Source organism: Microbacterium alcoholitolerans (genome assembly GCF_050408615.1).
GTDB lineage: Bacteria > Actinomycetota > Actinomycetes > Actinomycetales > Microbacteriaceae > Microbacterium.
Map to the genome: position 1 here is coordinate 1,061,688 of NZ_JBNTKD010000001.1, position 18,855 is coordinate 1,080,542.

Consider the following 18,855-nt stretch of genomic DNA (forward strand, 5'->3'; position numbering starts at 1 on the left):
TCAGAGCTTCAGTGCAGACGTGAGTCGGCGCTTGACCTCGTTCGCCGCATCGCGAGGTCCAATCCGAATGACGCACTGATGCCCTAAAGCTGCTTCCCACTCAGCATCCGCGGGAACTCGCTCAAACGAAATCTGCGCGGCGCTCGTGTACGATCCCATGCGCGCGAAGAGTTCGACGGCGGCGCGTCCGATCATGCCCTTCTCACCCATGCCCCATAGGTCATAAAGATCGCGGGAGGCATGGCGGTCTGCCCACGAAGAGAGTTTGGCGGCGACGAACGCAGCCGAAGTGAGCACCCTCAGCCTTGCCGGAGCGGCATCGCCGTACCTTTGCTGAATCTCGACGACTTCGGTCGGCCACGCGGGATACCCGTCGGAAGAGACAAGCTGTATCTGAACTCGCGCATCGGCCACCTGCATCACGGAAGGCTCCGCGTGACGCGTGTCGCGAAGGTGCGGCGTGAAGGTCACTGTGCCGAGTGCGCGTTGGAGATTCCTGGTGATTGCGGTCTCGATCCGATCCCCGATCGCCCTCCTGTTGCCGAGAGCAATAAGGTCGATATCCTCCGAGAGGCGAAGTGTCGTCAGGTGGGTTCGCGAGAGCGCCGTGCCACCGAAGAAGATGACGTCGTCCGTGCCGCCACTTGCGATGGCCGCAAGCGCATGAGAGATGATGTGATCGCGCACGACCTGCTCGGAACCGACACCGAATTCTGTTTCGATCTGCTGCTGCTCGTCCTCGGCGAGCACGCCGGCAATCGGTTGCTGCCGGCCGAACTCACTACCTCCCGTCATCGCGGCCTCTCAGGTGGTCGATCATCTGACGTACCGCGGCATTGGAGCGGCCAGCCGTCGCGGCGATTGCCGCCAGCTCCTCAGCAGTGACGCGGCTGCCCAAGTTGGCAGCGGCGGCGCCCGCTTCGTCCTGCAGCCTTCCCTGACCTGGTCGCATCAAGAGGTCGTAGAGGGTCTGTGCGGGAGTAGTCACCAGACCTGGTCCGAGGGCCGTCCGTTCGAGAACGAGGTCCAGGCGTTCGATGTCGCGCTTCACGAAGCGAACGATTCCACCTGCGTCCAGTGCGACCTCGACATAGTTTCGCCCTGGAACAGCGACCAGGGTGATTGCGATCGCGCGCGGGATCGCGGCCCAATGACGCGCTGCGCCGATCCCGGTGAGCGCGACGTTGCGATGACCGAAGCGCGCCGCGGCTACAGCCAAACCGGCCGGTTCGAGGGGCGGTTTCCAGGTGCGACCGTCACGGCCGTCCGGTGGCACTGTGTAGATCCCATGAGTGAGTCGAGCGAGCGCACCGCGCTCGACGAGTTGGTTCACGACGCGCCACGGGTGTTCTGTGTACCCGTCAAGGTCCTTCAGTCGCATCGTGCGCAACGGCGCACGTTCTACAGCGCGGAGCAAGTCGATTGCTTCTGCCACCCCGTTCACCTCCTTCGGTACACAGAAATATACCTCAGGAGTCCATTTCTATGTACTAAATGCGTTGAATTGAGTCTTCGACAACCTCAGTCGGCGGCTGCGGAGTCGATGCGCTGGAAGACCTGGCCCTCCTCCTCGACGTCGACCTCGACCGTGTCGACGTCCGCGTCTCCGCGCAGGCGCGACACAGCATCCGAGAACTGCGTCTCGAGCGCTGTGACCGCCGCATCGACGTCGCCGACGGCGAGCGCGTCGAGCAGCGCGCGGTAGGTGGGCGACACCGAGCGGCGGACGGAGTAGCCCTCCGCCACACTGAAGCTCACGATGCGGGTCTGCATGACCAGGGTCGCCATCGCGCGGGTCATGCGGTCGCTTCCCGCGGCGTCGACGAGAATCTGGTGGAACTCCAGATCGGCGTCGCCGATGGCACGGGCATCCTCACCCTCGCTGACCGCCACGAGCTCTTCATAGGCCGCAGTGATGCGGCCTAGCGCCTGCGCGTCTCCCGCGCGCGCGATGCGCCGCGCGGCCTGTGCCTCGATGGCGAGCCGCATCTCGTACACATCCGCGATCTGATCGCCCTCGATCACCGCGACGCTCATGCCCCGGCCGGGAATCGCGACCAGGATGCCCTCCTGCACGAGCCGCTGGGCGGCCTCACGCAAGGGGCTGCGGCTGACTCCGAGCTGCGAGGCGATCTCGACCTCGCCGAGCGACGCTCCGACGGCGAGCGCACCCGAGAAGATCGCCTTGCGAAGCTCGATCGCGATCAGGTCGACGGTCGACAGGCGCGGCACGCGCAGCACTGAGGCCCGGCCGACGGATCGGGGCAGGTCACGTGGCATACAGGTCTCCTCATCCGTGGAACGCTTCGCGTCTCACTTCATTGTCGCGCGCTTCGGGCCGCTTTCGCGGTCACGACTCCTCGGCAACGGTTCTGTCTCATTGTCGACAATCTGCACGTCTGATTGTACGTGGGTAGACAATGTCCCGTATCGTGTTTCGCGGTCGCCGCCCACTCCGGCGCGACTGACAGTCACGAAGAGGAGCATCATGAGCAAGCGCACGACCCGAACCGCACTCGCCACTCTGGGGGTGCTCACACTCGCTCTCGCCGGCTGCGCATCCGGTGACAACACCGCCGGTGGAGACGGCGGCGGTGGCGGCGGAGACGCCCAGTCCACGCTGGAGAAGGCGCAGAAGTCCGGCACGATCACCCTCGCCGTGGCATCCGAGCGTCCGTACTCGTGGGTCGAGGGCGGCGAGCCCACCGGCGCCACCATCGCCATGCACGAAGAGATCTTCAGCAACCTCGGAATCGATGACGTCAAGGTCGAAGAGGTCGAGTGGAACTCGCTCATCCCCGGCCTGAACGCCGGCCGCTGGGACGTCATCAGCGCAGGCATGTCGATCCTTCCCGACCGCTGCGAGCAGGCCGCGTTCAGCGACCCCGAGATCATGTACACCACGACCCTCGCCGTGCCGAAGGGCAACCCCGAGGGCCTAACCGACCTCGACTCGATCGCAGAGAAGGGCGGCATCACCCTCGCTGTGCAGTCCGGTGCGATCGAGGAGGGCTATGCCGAAGACCTCGGCATCACCGACGTCATCAAGGTCGACAGTGCGACCGCCGGTCTCGAGACCGTCGAAGCCGGCCGCGCGGATGCCTTCGCACTGACCGCCGTCTCGCTGAACTGGATGACGCAGGACAGCGACACACTCGAGACCACCGACGCTTTCGTGCAGGTCATCGACGGTGTCGAGCAGATCGGCGCCGGCGCGACCGTCTTCCGCAAGCAGGACAGCGAGCTGCTCGAGGCGTACAACGAAGAGCTCGCGAAGGTCACGGGAGACGAGCAGGCGTACCTCGACCTCGTCGAGCCGTTCGGCTTCACCGCCGAGAACCTGCCGCCCGCAGATCTGACCACCGCGCAGCTCTGCTCCGGCGACCTCGGCTGACACCTCTCACCCGACGTGACCGAGAATATCGAGGCGCTCCAGGGGGCGCTGCCCTACCTGCTGGACGGGTTGCTTGTGACCCTTCAGCTCACGGTGGGCGGCGCCCTGCTGGCGTTCGTCATCGCCATCGCACTGGGCCTGCTGGCCCGGTTCGACAACGTCCTGCTGCGCGGGTTCGCCCGCACCGTGATCGAGGTGTTCCGCGGCACCTCGCTGCTGGTGCAGCTGTTCTTCCTCTTCTTCGTGCTGCCGCTCCCGCCGTTCAACGTCGAGCTGCCCGCGGTGCTCGTCGGAATCCTTGGTCTGGGGCTCAACTACGGCGCCTACGGCGCCGAAGTCGTGCGTGGATCGATCAACTCGGTCTCGCGCGGTCAGTGGGAGGCCACGACGGCGCTCAGCCTCTCGCGCACGCAGCGCATGTGGCGGGTCATCTTCCCCCAGGCATGGGCACTGATGATCCCCTCGCTGACCAATCTGCTGATCCAGCTGCTCAAGGGCACGGCCGTGGTCTACCTCATCACGATCGTCGACCTCACGGCTGAGCTCAACAAGCTGCGCATCGACACGAACGTGGTCTTCGCCTACTCACTCGGACTGGTCGTCTACTTCGTGCTCGCCTACATCCTGACCATCGCCATGAACGCCCTCGAGGCCCGTGCCAAGCACCGGCTGGGTCAGGGCACCCGACTGCGTGAAGCGGTCGCAGCGCCGACCGTCGATGCAGAGGGGGACGTCCCGTGAACGACGATCGAGTGATCTGGAACTGGGATCACGCCCTCGCGGCGCTCCCCGACATGCTGTGGGCGTTCCTCACCGTCACCCTCTACGTGACCGTGCTCGGCAGCATCATCGCCGCGGTGCTCGGCCTGATCATCGCCCTGGCGCGCAAGAGCACACCCCGCCCGATCGCCGCCGTGCTGACGTTCGTGATGAACTTCATCCGCATGACGCCGCTGATCGTGCAGCTGCTGTTCGCCTACTACGCGCTGACTGCGGTGCCTCCCCTCACCCTGGGCGTGCTGATCTTCGGCATCCACTACGCCACCTACATGGCCGAGGTGTACCGTGCCGGCATCGATGCGGTGCCGCGCGGGCAGTGGGAAGCCGCCACCGCCCTGTCGATGTCGCGCGGACGCACCTGGACCGCCGTCATCATCCCGCAGGCGCTGCGCTCCACGCTGCCGGCGCTCGGCAACTACGTCATCTCGATGTTCAAGGAGACGCCGTTCCTCGCGGTCATCACCGTGACCGACATGGTGCGCGCCGCGCAGGAGTACGGCGGATCGCACTTCCGGTTCATGGAAGCCATCACCATGGCGGGGATCCTGTTCCTCGTCGCCAGCTACCCGACCTCACTGCTCATCGGGCGATTGGAGAAGCGCCTTGCCTACACAACCTGACACCCACACCGGTGCCATCACGCTGAACGACGGCGAGGTGCCCGCCATCCGGTTCGCGAAGGTCGAGAAGCGCTTCGGCGACCACGTCGTGCTGCACGACCTCGACTTCACCGTGCGCAAGGGCGATCGCGTCACCCTGATCGGGCCCAGCGGCTCGGGCAAGACGACGATCCTTCGCCTGGTGATGACGCTCGAAGAGGCGAACGACGGCTACATCTTCATCGACGGCAATCCCCTCACCCACTATGAGAAGGATGGCAAGCGCGTCGAGCTGAAGGAGAAGCACAAGAACGAGATGCGCAAGCGCATCGGCATGGTGTTCCAGCAGTTCAACCTGTTCCCGAACATGACCGTGCTCGAGAACATCATCGAAGCTCCCGTGCACGTGCTCAAGGTGCCGAAGGCGCAGGCCGTCGCCCGTGCGCACGAGCTGCTCGAGATGGTCGGACTGCCCGACAAGGCGGACGCCCACCCGACGCAGCTCTCCGGTGGACAGCAGCAGCGCGTCGCGATCGCGCGCGCGCTGGCCATGGAGCCCGAGATCCTGCTGCTCGATGAGGTGACCAGCGCCCTCGACCCTGAGGTGGTGGGCGAGGTGCTGAACATCCTGCGCGACATCGCACGCGACACGGATGTGACGATGCTGATCGTCACGCATGAGATGCAATTCGCGCGCGACGTGTCGAACCGGGTGCTGATGTTCGACGGCGGCCGCATCGTCGAGGAGGGCTCACCGGATCAGATCTTCAGCGATCCGCGGGAGCAGCGCACGAAGGACTTCCTCGCGGCCGTGCTCTGACGCTGCCGCTTCGCGCGGAAATGTGCGCTTCGCGCGGGTCCGATGCGGCAGTTCGTCCGCGGCAGGCGCACATCTCCGCGGCAGGCGCACACGCGCCTCCCGCGTCCCTCAGCGACGCCGCAGCATCCGCACCAGCCAGATGCCGATGTCGGCGGTCGCGTCGATGACGAGGAGGATGCCGACACCGCGACCGATCCCGGACCTGCCGCGGCTGAGTGCGACGCCGGCGGTGAGCTCAGCCGTGCTGAGCGAGAGGCCGAGCATCGGATGCTTGCGCAAGACGCGCGCGAATCGCGCCACCGGCCGGTCGCGGCGAGTGAGCGGCGTCGTCTCGACCAGGCCTCCGAGCAGGAAGTCTCCGGCCGTGCGCGGCCAGCCGCGAGGAGCGAACGTGCGTCCCAGGCCCCGGCCATCGAGCCCGGCATCGACAAGCGACGTCGGCACGCCGAAGGCGGCGACGAAGGCGCGCAGTCGCTCCCCTTCGCCGACGGTCCCGCCCAGAGCCTCGGGCATGCACGCGCGCTGCGCGGCGTCCATGTCGATGGCATCCGCCATCTCGAGCGACGACAGCTCATCACGCGTCCCGTCGGCCTCTGTCAGCATGCGCCGGTACACCTCTGCGCTCTCGGGCACCTCGATCGCGTCGATGTCGAGCACCGGGCGGGTGTGCTGCTCGGAGTTCGGCCAGAACATCGCCGAGCGTCCGCCGGGCGAGGTGACCTCGACCCATGCGTCGCCGTGCTGGGGCACGTTCATCTCGATGATCGGGCCGTCAGCGCGGCCGCCGGAGACAGCCATGTGCGGCTCGTCGGTGCGGTAGCTGTACAGCGACCACGTGCCCGCCTCGAGATATCCGACCTCGGTGCCCAGCACCTGGGCGGTCAGCCTCGCCGCCCACGGGCCGCGGTGCGAGAACTCCGCGACGCTCACCGGTTCGGCGGCGAACAGGTCCTCGTCGAGCTCTCCCTCGGGCATCCCGAATCCGGCCAGGTCCTCCGGCGATGCGGCCGAGTCGTCCAACTGCTCGAAAGCCTCACCGAACTGCTCGTCGAGCTCGGCATCGACGGTCTCGAGCGCGTCGTCGTCGAGTCCGAGGTTCAGGTTGAGCCCCGCCTCGGCGAACAGCTCCTGCAGCCGCACCGAGCTGAGGTCGAAGCGCAGGCGGCCTTCGGCGTCCAGCGCGACGATGTCGCCCTGCTCGGTGACCGGGATCAGCACGACCGTCTCGTCGCCGTCGAACCCGCGCAGCGCCGCCATCACGCGTTCGGAGCGCAGGATGCGCTCGGCCGCTGCAGTCGGATCCGCTCCATCACCGGAATCGATCGATGCGTACGTGACCTGGAAGGCGATCTGCTCTGCTGACACCTCTTGAGGCTACCCGGGCTACCCCGCCGGCGGTGTGAGAAGACTCTGAGTGAAAGCCGGATCGCCCATCATCGGCACCGAGATGCACACCGAGACGAGCAGCATCGTCACGACGAATCCGACCAGTGGGATCCACCACGCTGAGCGTCCGGTCCTGATCCGGCGGAACGCCAGCCAGACGGTCGCCGCGTAGCCCACCATCATGACGATGGCCGACACGACGCCCCAGGTCCGCGCGGCGGCGAAGTTCGTGAATTCGCCCTCGACGCCCAACATCTGCATGGAGGCGCTCAGCGTCGTCGACAGGTCGAGGAAGCCGGGGACGGACATGAGCACGTTCACCAGTCCCATGCCGAGCAGCACCGCCGTGATCAGGCGTCCGATCCGGTTCGCCGGTTGCGCTGCGGGTGCGGACGGCGCCGAAACGAGCGCGGGCGAGTGCGCGCTCGGGTTCGCATGCGAGTCGTGCGGGACGGATGCCGCAGCATCCGATCCCAACGGCGGCAGACCGGCCCGGGCCCGCTGCTCCTCGGGCGTCGCGTACTCGCCGTACTGCGGCCTGTCAGTGCTCATGCGCGTGCGGCGCGCCCTCCGAGCGCGCGTTCGTCACGCTTGCCGGACGGATCCTGTCGGAGCTCCTTCGGCAGCGAGAACATCAGGTCCTCCTCAGCGGTGCGCACCTCTTCGACGTCCGCATAGCCGGCCTCGCTCAGCGCCTCGAGCACCTCTTCGACGAGAACCTCGGGCACGGAGGCGCCGCTGGTGACGCCGACGGTCTCGACGCCGTCGAGCCACTCCTGCTTGACCTCTTCGGCATAGTCGACCCGGTAGGCCGCCTTGGCACCGTACTCGAGGGCGACCTCGACCAGGCGCACGCTGTTGGACGAGTTGGCCGAGCCGACGACGATCACGAGATCGGCGTCCTTCGCGACCTTCTTGATGGCGACCTGACGGTTCTGCGTCGCGTAGCAGATGTCATCCGACGGCGGGTTGTGCAGTTCGGGGAAACGCGTGCGCAGCCGGTTGACGGTCTCCATGGTCTCGTCGACCGAGAGCGTCGTCTGCGAGAGCCAGACGACCTTCGAGGGGTCCTTGACCTGCACGGTGTCGGCCTCGTCGGGCGAGTTCACGATGGTGACGCGCTCGGGTGCATGACCCGCGGTGCCCTCGACCTCTTCGTGGCCGTCGTGGCCGATCAGCAGGATCTCGAAGTCGTCCCGCGCGAACCGGACGGCTTCGCGGTGCACCTTGGTCACCAGCGGGCAGGTCGCGTCGATCGCGTGCAGCTGGCGGTCGGATGCCGCCTCGACGACAGCCGGCGAGACGCCGTGCGCGCTGAAGACGATGTGCGCGCCCTCGGGAACCTCGTCGACCTCCTCGACGAAGATGGCGCCCTTCTGCTCGAGCTCGGTGACGACGTGGATGTTGTGCACGATCTGCTTGCGCACGTACACCGGGGCGCCGTAGCGCTCCAGCGCCTTCTCGACGGCGACCACCGCGCGGTCCACGCCCGCGCAGTAGCCTCGCGGCGCGGCCAGCAGCACTCGCTTCTCACCCGCAACAGGACGGTTCTCCAGGGGCGTGCGCACGACGGCGCGACGCCGAGCGGGGATCTGCGGCATGGGAAGCGAGATGGCGGGTGTACTCACCCCTCCAGTCTACCGAGCCTGCCTGTTCAGGGGCCGGGAGCGGGCGGGCAGCTGCCGCGAGCGGGCCGGGTCGGATGCTGCGCCGACGCGCCCGTCCGTGGCATCCGGAACAATGGACGCATGACCGTCTTCCAAGCCGCCGTCGTTCCGGGCGAGCCGCCACCAGCGGACTCCGTCGCTCCGCGAGATTCGCGACCCGACGCCCCCACCTCGGTCGCCCGCTTGAACGGCACGATCCGCGACTTCATCGCCCGCTGGAACACGGTCTGGGTCGAGGGCGAGATCACGTCGTGGAACGTGCGCGCCGGCAACGTCTTCGCGCGGTTGAAGGACGTCCGCTCCGACGCCCACATCGCCATACGGGTGTGGTCGAGTGTGCGCCCGCGCATCCCCGGCGACCTGGCGGTCGGCGATCACGTGGTCGCAGCAGTGAAAGCCGATTACTTCGTCAAGGGCGGCGACTTCAGCTTCATCGTCTCGGCGATGAAACATGTGGGACTCGGCGATCAGCTCGAGCGTCTGGAGAAGCTGCGCGCGCAGCTGAGACAGGAGGGTCTGTTCGATGCGGCGCGCAAGAAGCCGCTGCCGTTCCTGCCGCACGGCATCGGCCTGATCACCGGCGAGAAGTCGGATGCCGAGAAGGACGTGCACCGCAACGCCGAGTTGCGATGGCCCCAGGTGCGCTTCCGCACCGAGCACGTCGCCGTGCAGGGCGACCGGTGCGTTCCCGAGGTGGTCGCGGCGCTGCAGCGGCTGGATGCCGATCCCGAGGTCGACGTCATCATCATCGCCCGCGGCGGCGGCGACCCGCAGACGCTGCTCGGCTTCAGCGACGAGCGGCTCATCCGTGCGGTCGCGGCGGCATCCACGCCCGTCGTCAGCGCGATCGGCCACGAGAACGACCACCCCCTGCTCGACGACGTCGCCGACCTTCGCGCGTCGACCCCCACGGATGCTGCGAAGCGCGTCGTCCCGGACGTCGGCGAGCAGCGTGCGATCGTCGCACAGCTGCGGGCTCGGGCCACCACCCGGCTCACCCAGCGCGTCGCGCACGACATCGCCCAGCTCGAGCAATTGCGCTCCCGACCCGTGCTGCTCTCGCCCGACCCGATCATCGGCGAGCGCGCGCAGGAGGTGTGGCTGCTGGTATCCCGCGGTCGCGACACCGTGAGCCGTGGACTGGATGCCGCACAGCGCGCGACCGCAGAGCTGCGCGCCTCGCTGCGTGCCCTCTCCCCCGCCGCGACGCTCGCCCGCGGCTACGCCATCGTGCATCGCGACGGACAGATCCTGGCCGACGCTGCAGACGCCCCCGCCGGCACCGCACTGACCGTAACGCTCGACCGCGGGTCGCTGCGTGCTCGCTCCGAAGGGGAGATCTCGGAGGCCGGATAGGATGAAGGGTGTGACCGCGCCCAACGACTCCCCCGTCGAATCGCTGTCGTTCGAGGCCGCGCGCGACGAACTCGTGCGCGTTGTCGCCGAACTCGAACAGGGTTCCCCCACTCTCGAGCACTCCCTCGCACTCTGGGAGCGCGGCGAGGCGCTCGCAGCCCGCTGCGAGGAGTGGCTGCTCGGCGCGAAGCGCCGTCTGGATGCGGCGCGCGATGCGGCATCCGCTGGAGATGAGGAATGAGCAAGCAGGCACGGGTCGTCGCCGGCCTAGGACGCCCCGAGACTCCGCAGGAGACCGCTGACCGCAAAGCGGAGTCCAGCCGCGTCTATCGCTCGAGCCAGACGTTCCGAAACCTGATCGCCGCCCTCCTCGCCACCGTCGCGGTCGTCGCGATCATCGTGTTCGGCGTGCCACGCGGCGAGCGCACCCCAGCACCCGAGATCGATGTGGCGGCCGTCGCCGCCGACGTCGAGACCAGCATGCAGCGACCCGCGATCGTCCCCGAGGTCGACGACTTCTGGCGGGTGAACGCCGCGAAGCTGGAAGGCGGCGCCGTGCCGGTCTGGGACATCACCCTCGCTCCTGCAGCCGACGATGAGCGCGGCTTCATCCGCATTGCCCAGGCGTTCGGAACCGACGTGTCGTGGGCACCGCAGGTGCTGAGCGGCAAGGCCCCCACCGGCGAGATCACGATCGACGGTCGCCAGTGGGACGAGTTCGAGCTGGGCAGCGGCGGCGACGCCAACATCTCGTACGCCGTCGGCACCCAGGCCGGTCCCGATTACGTGCTTCTGTACGGCTCACGCTCCGCCGAGTCCACCGCCGAACTCGCCGAATCCCTGTCCGCACAATTGAACGACCTGGAGGAGGCCGAATGACTGCGACACTCACACCCGCCGAAGCCTGGCAGGAGATGCTCGACGGCAACCGAAGGTTCGTCGCCGGCGATCTGAGGCACCCCCACCAGGACATCGACAAGCGGCACGAGCTCGCAGAAGGCCAGGCCCCGATCGCGACGCTGTTCGGGTGCTCGGACTCGCGCCTGGCGGCCGAGATCATCTTCGACAAGGGCCTCGGCGATCTGTTCGTGGTGCGCAACGCCGGTCAGGTCATCGGCGAGTCGATCGTCGCCAGCCTGGAGTACGCCGTCGGCATCCTGAACGTGCCGCTGATCGTCGTGCTCGCCCATGACTCGTGCGGCGCCGTGCGCGCCGCCATCGACGGCACGGCGATCGACGCCGAACCGCTGCCGGCGGGCATCTGGAAGCTCATCGCCCCGATCGTGCCCGCCGCACGCAAGGTGTTCGCCGAGACCGAGGGCACCACGCCCGCCGACATCGACGCCGAGCTCGTCGGCCGCGAGCACCTGCGCAACACCGTCGCCGACCTGCTGCACTCGTCGGAGATGATCAGCAACGCCGTCGCCGAAGGCCGCCTGGGCATCGTGGGCGCCAACTACCGACTCGCAGAGGGCAGCGCCGTGCCCGTCGTCACTGTGGGCATCGACACCGAGGGGATCGACCCCGAATCCAAGGAGGGATCGGAATGACCGAACAGCAGTACCGCATCGAGCACGACACCATGGGCGAAGTGCGGGTGCCGTTGAACGCGCTGTACAGCGCACAGACCCAGCGCGCCGTCGAGAACTTCCCGATCTCGGGCTCCGGCCTGGAATCCACCCAGATTGCCGCGCTCGCCCGCATCAAGAAGGCCGCGGCCCTCGCGAACAAGGAGCTCGGCACCCTCGACGGAGCCATCGCCGACGCGATCGCCGCGGCCGCCGACCAGGTGGCTTCCGGCAAGCACGACGGCGAGTTCCCCGTCGACACGTACCAGACCGGCTCGGGCACCTCGTCGAACATGAACATGAACGAGGTGCTGGCGAACCTGGCATCCAGCATCCTCGGCTCAGCCGTGCACCCGAACGACCACGTCAACGCGTCGCAGTCGTCGAACGACGTCTTCCCGACCTCGGTGCACATCGCCGTCACGCAGGCGCTGATCGACACCCTGATCCCGTCGCTCGACCACCTCGCCGTCGCCCTCGAGGCGAAGGCCGAGCTGTGGAAGAGCGTCGTGAAGTCGGGTCGCACGCACCTCATGGATGCGACGCCCGTCACCCTCGGCCAGGAGTTCGGCGGTTACGCGCGCCAGATCCGCCTGGGCATCGAGCGGGTGCAGTCCGCGCTGCCGCGCGTCGCCGAGGTCCCGCTGGGCGGCACCGCCGTCGGCACCGGCATCAACACTCCCCTCGGCTTCCCGCAGAAGGTCATCGAGCTGCTCGCCGCCGAGACCGAGCTGCCGATCACCGAGGCGAAGGATCACTTCGAGGCGCAGGCCAACCGCGACGGCCTGGTCGAGGCATCCGGTGCTCTGCGCACCATCGCCGTGTCGCTGACCAAGATCAACAACGACCTGCGCTGGATGGGCTCGGGCCCGAACACGGGCCTCGGCGAACTGCACATCCCCGACCTGCAGCCCGGCTCGTCGATCATGCCGGGCAAGGTCAACCCGGTCGTGCCGGAGGCCGTGCTGATGGTGTGCGCCCGTGTGATCGGCAACGACGCGACCGTGGCCTGGGGCGGGGCATCCGGTGCGTTCGAGCTGAACGTGGCGATCCCGGTCATGGGGACGGCACTGCTGGAGTCGATCCGCCTGCTCTCCAACGCCGTGCGCGTGCTGGCCGACAAGACCATCGACGGCCTTGAGGCCAACGTCGAGCGCGCCGCCGCCTTCGCGGGCATGAGCCCGTCGATCGTGACTCCGCTGAACAAGGTCATCGGCTACGAGGCCGCCGCGAAGATCGCCAAGCACGCCGTCGCCAAGGGCATCACGGTGCGCGAGGCCGTGATCGAGCTCGGCTACGTCGAGCGCGGCGAGATCACCGAAGAGGTGCTCGACGAGAAGCTCGATCTGCTGAGCATGACCCACGCCGGCTGAGGTCCCGCGGTTCCTCGTTTACACTTCGGGGGCCGACACGCCAGATGTCGGACGAAACGCTCGTTTCGGTCCGACGGATGGCGTGTCGGCCCCCGTTCTGTAACTGTCCACAGTCTGCTGCCGACGGCCGGTTGTCCCCAGTCGTCGGGGTTCGGTACGTCGGGTGTCCCTCGTCGGTCGGATGCTGGGAACATGTTCAATCCAGAGGTGCTCGTCACACGGCTCGGTGGTCTGGCACGAGGGGCTCGTCTGCAGGAGTACGGCGTGAGCCGGATGCAGCTCAGCAAGGCAGTGCGATCGGGAAGCATCGAGCGACTGCGGCCGGGAGTGTTCGCATCCGCCGGCCTTGGCAATGCGGCGCGCGAGGCGGTTCGGCACGGTGGTGCGCTGACATGCGCCGAGGCACTTCGCCAGCATGGCGTGTGGGTGATAGCAGAGCAGGATGGTCCGCCACACGTATGGCTCGGGCGCCGAGGCCGTGCGCACACGCACGTCGGATGCCGGTGCACCAGCCACTACTTTCGCGGGCGTACCGTGTTCGGCACGGTCGACGTGGAGACAGCGTTGGTGCATCTGCACCGTTGCGAAGGCGACGAGTCGTTCTTCGCCTCTTTTGAATCGGCATGGCGGCTGGGCAAATTGTCGCGTGCGGCGCGCACACGCATCCGCGACGCCCTGCCTGCATATGCACGATGGCTGATCGACATCGCACGCCACGACGCCGACAGCGGACTGGAGTCCTTGCTTCGGCTTCGGCTGCATGTCCTGGGCATCAGCCTGGACTGTCAAGTCGTCATCAAGGGCGTGGGCAAGGTCGACTTCGTGATCGGCGGACGCCTGATCCTCGAGGCAGACGGCAAAGAGAACCATGAGGAGCCCGGCAAGCGGCACAAGGATCTGCGACGGGATGCTGCGGCCTCACATCTCGGCTATGAGACGCTGCGCTTCGACTACGCGCAGCTCGTGCACGACTGGCCGTCCGTACAGTCCGCTGTGCTGGGTGCTCTGAAGAGGCTGCGGGAGCACGCATGAACGGGCCTGTGGATAACTTCAGCGCGCGTTTCACGGTTCGGGTTAGCGTGATCTGGTGACGATGAGCAGCGCGCCCGTGATGACCGTGACCCTGCGCGCCGGTGCGGCGATCGCCGCCGCCGGGATCGTGCTCGGGATGCTGTCCGCCTGCTCGCCCGAACCGGAGCCGACCCCGACGAAGACTGCCCTGTTCGCGAGCGAGGAAGAGGCCTTCGCCGCCGCGGAAGAGACGTACCGGGCGTACAACGATGCCGGTAACTCGCATCGGAAGGGCGATAAGGGTGCGAAACCTGACGACTACCTGATCGGAACCGCTCTTGAGGCCGCCATCGATGGACGGACGGAACTGCGCGACGCCGGCCTGTCACTCGCAGGTGACGTACAAGTCGCTGATTTCCTTCCCGTGGAAGACTCGTATCAGGACAATGGGGCGCAACTGTCAGCCGTCGTCTGTCTCGACCTCTCAGGAACGCGTGTCCTTCTCGAAGACGGCACTGAAGCCGTCCTACCAGCTCGACCTACGACGGTTGCGCAACTCGTGCAAATGATATGGGTGGATGGTGTCTACCTCGTTTCCGAGGAGCAGGAAGGAGACGCCTCGTCATGCGCCGCTTAGGAGCCGCCGCGCTTATAGGAATCGCCTTGTTCTCCCTCGGAGCTATTCCTGCGCATGCCGCCACAGGCCCCTTATGCACGAAGGAAGTCCTGCAGACACTCGGATTCTGCCCAGCCACTTCGATTGCGGACGGCGCCGCGAACGCGCATGGCACCCAGACGACTGAGGGACACGACGGTGCGCAAAGCGGGCAAGGCGGCAATCAAGAAGGTGGCACGCAGCAGACCGGGTACACCCCAAAGGAGCCTCCGACACCCGAAGAGTGCCGCGTCAACTGGGACGCGATGATCTCGTGCTGGGAGCTCCAGCAGCCATCCGAAGACACCGAAGAAGAAGAAGGCGATTCCACGCCGGCGATGCCACCGGTGACCATCACTGATCTCGCGTCCTTCGTCCCCGACGCCGGCACCCTTGTCGGCGAGCCGAACAATCTCGGCGTCGCCGGCCTGCCCACCAACTTCACGACCGACGCCACCACCCACACCCAGAGCGGTGAACTGTTCGGGTTCCCGATCCAGGTGCGATTCACGCCCATCATGTTCACGTTCCATTACGGAGATGGCGAGTCACGGGCATCCGACACCGCCGGCGAGAGCTGGGACGACCTCGACCTCCCCCAGTTCACTCCCACCGATACGAGTCACAGCTACGCCCAGCGCGGCACATACGACGCCCGTGTCGATATCGCGTACACCGCAGAGATCGACCTCGGTGTCGGATGGTTCCCGATCGCCGGAGAACTCACGATCGACGGCGCCCCGCAAACCATCCGCATCTACGAGGCGCACACCGCCCTCGTCGCCCACACCTGCGACGAACGCCCCACCGCCCCCGGCTGCTGATCCCCTCATGCGCCGGACCGGCCCACCGTCCGGGCTCGCCGGCCGTCAAACGCTTAGGAACTAGGGACGGTCGACACCGCGCCCGGCCGCTGAGCGGCCGGGCGCGGTGGCGAGCTCTGCTGAAACCCCCTCAGCTGAGCTCGCTTCCCTCCAGCAGGTCTGTCACCAGGGCCGCGATCGCCGAGCGCTCCGAGCGCTGCAGCGTCACGTGCCCGAACAGGTCGTGTCCCTTGAGCGTCTCGATGACGCTGGCGACGCCGTCATGGCGCCCGACGCGCAGGTTGTCGCGCTGACCGACGTCGTGGGTCAGCACCACCCGTGAGTTCTGGCCGATCCGGCTGAGCACCGTCAGCAGCACGTTCCGCTCCAGCGACTGCGCCTCGTCGACGATCACGAATGCGTCATGCAGCGATCGACCCCGGATGTGCGTGAGCGGCAGCACCTCCAGCATCCCCCGCTCGACCACCTCATCGAGGACGTTGCCGGAGACGACCGAGCCGAGCGTGTCGAACACCGCCTGTCCCCACGGGTTCATCTTCTCGCCCTGATCGCCCGGCAGGTAACCGAGCTCCTGCCCGCCGACGGCGAACAGCGGCCGGAACACGATGATCTTCTTCTGGTGCTGCCGCTCGAGCACCGACTCGAGCCCCGCGCACAGCGCCAGGGCCGACTTGCCCGTGCCCGCTCGCCCGCCGAGCGAGACGATGCCGACCTCCGGGTCGAGCAGCAGGTCGATCGCGATCCTCTGCTCGGCCGAGCGCCCGTGCATCCCGAACAGCTCGCGGTCGCCGCGCACCAGACGGAACTCGCCGTCGGCGACCACCCGGCCGAGCGCCGAACCGCGCTCGGAGTGGATGATCAGCCCCGTGTTCACGGGTACGCCGCGCACCTCCTCGCTGAGCCCGACCTCACTCTCGTACAGATCACTCATCTCATCGCCCGACAGGTCGAGCGTCGAGATGCCGGTCCATCCCGAATCCACCGCCTGCTCGGCGAGGTACTCCTCGGCCGCCAGTCCGAGTGACGCCGCCTTGACCCGCATCGGAAGGTCCTTCGAGACGATCGTGACCTGCTGCCCGTCCTGCGCGAGCTGCGCGGCCGTGGCGAGGATGCGGCTGTCGTTGTCACTCAGTCGGATGCCCGCGGGCAGCACCGACAGGTCGGCGTTGCCGAGCTCGACACGCAGCGTGCCGCCCTCGCCGACCTCGACCGGGAAATCGAGCCGACCGTGCTCGATCCGCAGCTCGTCGAGGTGACGCAGCGCCCGGCGGGCGAAATACCCCAGCTCGGGATCGTGACGCTTGCTCTCGAGCTCGGAGATCACCACGACCGGCAGGACGATCGAATGCTCCGCGAAACGGAACATCGCCTGCGGGTCGCTGAGCAGCACCGATGTGTCGAGCACATATGTGCGAAGAGCCGTGTCATCCTGTGACACGGCTCCGGCTGCCCTGCGGGTGGACTGCTGCTGCGCTGTACGTGTGGTCACGATCCACTCCTACTTTCCGGGATGATCCCGGCTCTGCAGCGAGTCGACCAGGGGCCACGAGTCGCGAACCTTGAGGCCGACTCGACCGGGCACGGTGCCCGATGCCTTGAAGGTACGACGCGGAGCGCCCGGATTCGTGATCGACACGCGCACCGAGGTGACGTGTCGATGGCGTGCAAGTGAACGACCGGCACCGGTGACGCGTTACACATCGGGGGCCGACACGCCAGATGTCGGCCGAATCCGGGCATCCGGTCCGACATCTGGCGTGTCGGCCCCCAAAACGTAAACAGGCGCTTCAGCGACCGAAGCGCCTGTCGCGGTCCGCGAAGTCGCGGATCGCGCGCAGGAAGTCCACCTCGCGCAGGTCGGGGCCGAGCGCCTCGACGAAATAGAACTCGCTGTGCGCGCTCTGCCACAGCAGGAAGTCACTCAGCCGCTGCTCGCCGCTGGTGCGGATGACGAGGTCCGGATCCGGCTGGCCGCCGGTGTAGAGATGCTCCCCGATCATCTCCGGCGTGAGGTGCGCGGCCAGGTCGTCCAGCGTCCCGCCCGAGGCGTTGTGCTGGCCGATGATGCTGCGCACGGCATCCACGATCTCGTTGCGCCCGCCGTAGCCGACCGCGAGGTTCACGTGCAGACCGGTGTTCTCGCGCGTCCGGTGCTGCGCCTCATCGAGCACGCGCGACAGCTCCGGCGGCAGGATGTCGGAGCGGCCGACGTGCTGCACGCGCCAGTCGCCCTGCTGCGAGAGGGTGTCGGCGAGCTCGGCGATGATCTCGATGAGATCGCCGATCTCCTTCGAGTCGCGCTTGTTCAGATTGTCAGCCGAGAGCAGGTACAGCGACACGACCGCGACACCGAGCTCGTCGCACCAGCCGAGGAACTCGCGCATCTTGGCGGCGCCGGCTCGATGCCCCTCCGCCGCCGAGTCATAGCCCAGCTGACGTGCCCAGCGCCGGTTGCCGTCGATCATCATCGCGACATGATGCGGAACGGATGCCGGATCGATGCGTCGGCGAAGACGATTCCCGTAGAGCCGATAGAGGGGCCCCCGCCCCGAGCTCTCGCGTGCAGTCACGTGCCTACGCTACCGCCACCGGACGGCCTGACCTGTGACTGCACAGGATATGTACTGCTGAGGGAATGCGCACGAGCTTAGAGTGAGCACGTGAGCACCCGAGCCGCAGGCGACGACGTACCCCAGCTGCCCCTCATGGAGGCGGCGAAACACGACGCCGAGGTCGAGATCAGGCCGACGTGGCGCGGCTGGATCCACGCTGCCACGTTCCCCGTCGCGATCGTCGCGGGCATCGTGCTCATCGTGCTCGCGCAGGGCGCGCCGGCGAAGTGGGCGGCCGCGGTGTTCATGACCACGTCGCTGCTGCTGTTCGGCAACTCCGCGCTGTACCACCGCTTCGACTGGGGCCCGAAGACGAAGATCGTGCTCAAGCGCATCGATCACGCGAACATCCTGCTGCTCATCGCGGGGACGTACACTCCGATCGCCGTGCTGGCCCTGCCGCCGCAGAAGGGCATCCTGCTGCTCAGTCTGGTGTGGGGCGGCACGATCCTTGGCATCCTGTTCCGCGTCTTCTGGATCAACGCGCCGCGCTGGCTGTACGTCGCGCTGTATCTGGTGCTGGGCTGGGCAGCCGTCATGTACATGGTCGATCTGGTCATCGCCAACGTCGCGATGATGGTGCTGGTGTGCGTGGGTGGCCTGCTGTACACGGCCGGCGCGGTCGTCTACGCCATGAAGAAGCCCAACCCCTGGCCCGGGCACTTCGGCTTCCACGAGATCTTCCACGTCTGCACCGTGCTCGCGTTCCTGTGCCACTGGACCGCCTGCCTGCTCATCTCGCTTGCGCCGTACTCGCCTTCGCTCGGCCTTCCGGCGTAACCGTCCGGCGCGCCCCGGTCGCCTGCGGCG

At 67.2% G+C, this 18,855-nt stretch carries 21 protein-coding genes; 13 read left to right on the plus strand and 8 right to left on the minus strand.

The genetic code is table 11. The annotated features are described in order from the left end of the window. The 3 genes from ACQUSX_RS05130 to ACQUSX_RS05140 all read right to left on the minus strand — a co-directional run bounded on the left by ACQUSX_RS05130 (position 1) and on the right by ACQUSX_RS05140 (position 2,280). Positions 1 to 795: a nucleotidyl transferase AbiEii/AbiGii toxin family protein gene (locus tag ACQUSX_RS05130; protein ID WP_428905882.1), complete on the minus strand. Its 795-nt coding sequence runs from the start codon at positions 793 to 795 to the stop codon at positions 1 to 3. Then, on the minus strand, positions 782 to 1,435 hold the full coding sequence (locus ACQUSX_RS05135; RefSeq protein ID WP_428929952.1) for a hypothetical protein: 654 nt from the start codon (positions 1,433 to 1,435) through the stop codon (positions 782 to 784). The genes ACQUSX_RS05130 and ACQUSX_RS05135 overlap by 14 nt, the downstream gene beginning before the upstream one ends. A gap of 86 nt (positions 1,436 to 1,521) precedes the next feature. Next, a complete protein-coding gene (locus tag ACQUSX_RS05140) occupies positions 1,522 to 2,280 on the minus strand; it encodes a GntR family transcriptional regulator (protein ID WP_428905884.1) in 759 nt (252 codons plus the stop codon). Between the two features lie 208 nt (positions 2,281 to 2,488). Here ACQUSX_RS05140 and ACQUSX_RS05145 point away from each other — a divergent pair, with 208 nt between their 5' ends. Genes ACQUSX_RS05145 through ehuA form a run of 4 tightly spaced genes read left to right on the plus strand, consistent with a single transcriptional unit; the run spans position 2,489 to position 5,593 of the window. Next, positions 2,489 to 3,394 carry a transporter substrate-binding domain-containing protein gene (locus ACQUSX_RS05145; protein ID WP_428905885.1) on the plus strand — a complete coding sequence of 302 codons (906 nt, stop codon included), beginning with the start codon at positions 2,489 to 2,491 and terminating at the stop codon, positions 3,392 to 3,394. A 15-nt stretch (positions 3,395 to 3,409) separates the two neighbouring features. Next, the gene (gene ehuC, locus ACQUSX_RS05150; RefSeq protein ID WP_428905886.1) at positions 3,410 to 4,135 is read left to right on the plus strand and encodes an ectoine/hydroxyectoine ABC transporter permease subunit EhuC; all 726 of its coding nucleotides are present in this window, start codon (positions 3,410 to 3,412) and stop codon (positions 4,133 to 4,135) included. Further along, positions 4,132 to 4,794 (plus strand): ectoine/hydroxyectoine ABC transporter permease subunit EhuD, encoded by a 663-nt coding sequence (gene ehuD / locus ACQUSX_RS05155; RefSeq protein WP_428905887.1) that lies wholly within the window; start codon positions 4,132 to 4,134, stop codon positions 4,792 to 4,794. Before ehuC ends, ehuD begins: the two co-directional genes overlap by 4 nt. Continuing rightward, on the plus strand, positions 4,778 to 5,593 hold the full coding sequence (ehuA, locus tag ACQUSX_RS05160; RefSeq protein ID WP_428905888.1) for an ectoine/hydroxyectoine ABC transporter ATP-binding protein EhuA: 816 nt from the start codon (positions 4,778 to 4,780) through the stop codon (positions 5,591 to 5,593). Before ehuD ends, ehuA begins: the two co-directional genes overlap by 17 nt. A 108-nt stretch (positions 5,594 to 5,701) precedes the next feature. On the opposite strand, the gene ACQUSX_RS05165 is transcribed toward ehuA, so the two are convergent. Genes ACQUSX_RS05165 through ACQUSX_RS05175 form a run of 3 tightly spaced genes read right to left on the minus strand, consistent with a single transcriptional unit; the run spans position 5,702 to position 8,580 of the window. Beyond that, positions 5,702 to 6,958, minus strand: a complete 1,257-nt coding sequence (locus ACQUSX_RS05165) for a hypothetical protein (protein WP_428905889.1) — start codon at positions 6,956 to 6,958, stop codon at positions 5,702 to 5,704. A gap of 18 nt (positions 6,959 to 6,976) precedes the next feature. Then, complete coding sequence (locus ACQUSX_RS05170) at positions 6,977 to 7,531, minus strand: DUF6264 family protein (protein ID WP_428905890.1); 555 nt, start codon at positions 7,529 to 7,531, stop codon at positions 6,977 to 6,979. Then, positions 7,528 to 8,580: a 4-hydroxy-3-methylbut-2-enyl diphosphate reductase gene (locus ACQUSX_RS05175; RefSeq protein ID WP_428907593.1), complete on the minus strand. Its 1,053-nt coding sequence runs from the start codon at positions 8,578 to 8,580 to the stop codon at positions 7,528 to 7,530. Before ACQUSX_RS05175 ends, ACQUSX_RS05170 begins: the two co-directional genes overlap by 4 nt. Positions 8,581 to 8,727: 147 nt before the next feature. Between ACQUSX_RS05175 and xseA the strand changes: the two genes are divergently transcribed. The 8 genes from xseA (at position 8,728) to ACQUSX_RS05215 (ending at position 15,433) form a co-directional block, all read left to right on the plus strand. Then, positions 8,728 to 10,002, plus strand: coding sequence for an exodeoxyribonuclease VII large subunit (xseA, locus tag ACQUSX_RS05180; protein WP_428905891.1), 1,275 nt, complete (start codon positions 8,728 to 8,730; stop codon positions 10,000 to 10,002). A gap of 10 nt (positions 10,003 to 10,012) precedes the next feature. Next, a complete protein-coding gene (locus ACQUSX_RS05185; RefSeq protein WP_428905892.1) occupies positions 10,013 to 10,243 on the plus strand; it encodes an exodeoxyribonuclease VII small subunit in 231 nt (76 codons plus the stop codon). Next, positions 10,240 to 10,881, plus strand: a complete 642-nt coding sequence (locus ACQUSX_RS05190; RefSeq protein ID WP_428905893.1) for a DUF4245 family protein — start codon at positions 10,240 to 10,242, stop codon at positions 10,879 to 10,881. The genes ACQUSX_RS05185 and ACQUSX_RS05190 overlap by 4 nt, the downstream gene beginning before the upstream one ends. Further along, a complete protein-coding gene (locus ACQUSX_RS05195; RefSeq protein ID WP_428905894.1) occupies positions 10,878 to 11,552 on the plus strand; it encodes a carbonic anhydrase in 675 nt (224 codons plus the stop codon). Before ACQUSX_RS05190 ends, ACQUSX_RS05195 begins: the two co-directional genes overlap by 4 nt. Beyond that, positions 11,549 to 12,943 carry a class II fumarate hydratase gene (locus tag ACQUSX_RS05200; RefSeq protein WP_428905895.1) on the plus strand — a complete coding sequence of 465 codons (1,395 nt, stop codon included), beginning with the start codon at positions 11,549 to 11,551 and terminating at the stop codon, positions 12,941 to 12,943. The genes ACQUSX_RS05195 and ACQUSX_RS05200 overlap by 4 nt, the downstream gene beginning before the upstream one ends. A gap of 192 nt (positions 12,944 to 13,135) precedes the next feature. Then, positions 13,136 to 13,975 carry a DUF559 domain-containing protein gene (locus tag ACQUSX_RS05205; protein ID WP_428905896.1) on the plus strand — a complete coding sequence of 280 codons (840 nt, stop codon included), beginning with the start codon at positions 13,136 to 13,138 and terminating at the stop codon, positions 13,973 to 13,975. Positions 13,976 to 14,030: 55 nt separating this feature from the next. Further along, positions 14,031 to 14,591, plus strand: coding sequence for a hypothetical protein (locus ACQUSX_RS05210; protein WP_428905897.1), 561 nt, complete (start codon positions 14,031 to 14,033; stop codon positions 14,589 to 14,591). Positions 14,592 to 14,956: 365 nt separating this feature from the next. Continuing rightward, complete coding sequence (locus ACQUSX_RS05215; protein WP_428905898.1) at positions 14,957 to 15,433, plus strand: hypothetical protein; 477 nt, start codon at positions 14,957 to 14,959, stop codon at positions 15,431 to 15,433. A gap of 130 nt (positions 15,434 to 15,563) precedes the next feature. Here the strand turns inward: ACQUSX_RS05215 and phoH2 are convergent, their stop codons facing one another. Together phoH2 and ACQUSX_RS05225 are read right to left on the minus strand one after the other, a co-directional pair. Beyond that, on the minus strand, positions 15,564 to 16,922 hold the full coding sequence (gene phoH2 / locus ACQUSX_RS05220) for an RNA 5'-3' helicase PhoH2 (protein WP_428905899.1): 1,359 nt from the start codon (positions 16,920 to 16,922) through the stop codon (positions 15,564 to 15,566). A gap of 298 nt (positions 16,923 to 17,220) precedes the next feature. After that, positions 17,221 to 18,003 (minus strand): isoprenyl transferase, encoded by a 783-nt coding sequence (locus tag ACQUSX_RS05225; RefSeq protein WP_428905900.1) that lies wholly within the window; start codon positions 18,001 to 18,003, stop codon positions 17,221 to 17,223. A 135-nt stretch (positions 18,004 to 18,138) separates the two neighbouring features. On the opposite strand from ACQUSX_RS05225, the gene trhA reads away from it, so the two are divergent. Then, a complete protein-coding gene (trhA, locus tag ACQUSX_RS05230; RefSeq protein WP_428907594.1) occupies positions 18,139 to 18,825 on the plus strand; it encodes a PAQR family membrane homeostasis protein TrhA in 687 nt (228 codons plus the stop codon). Positions 18,826 to 18,855: the final 30 nt, after the last annotated feature.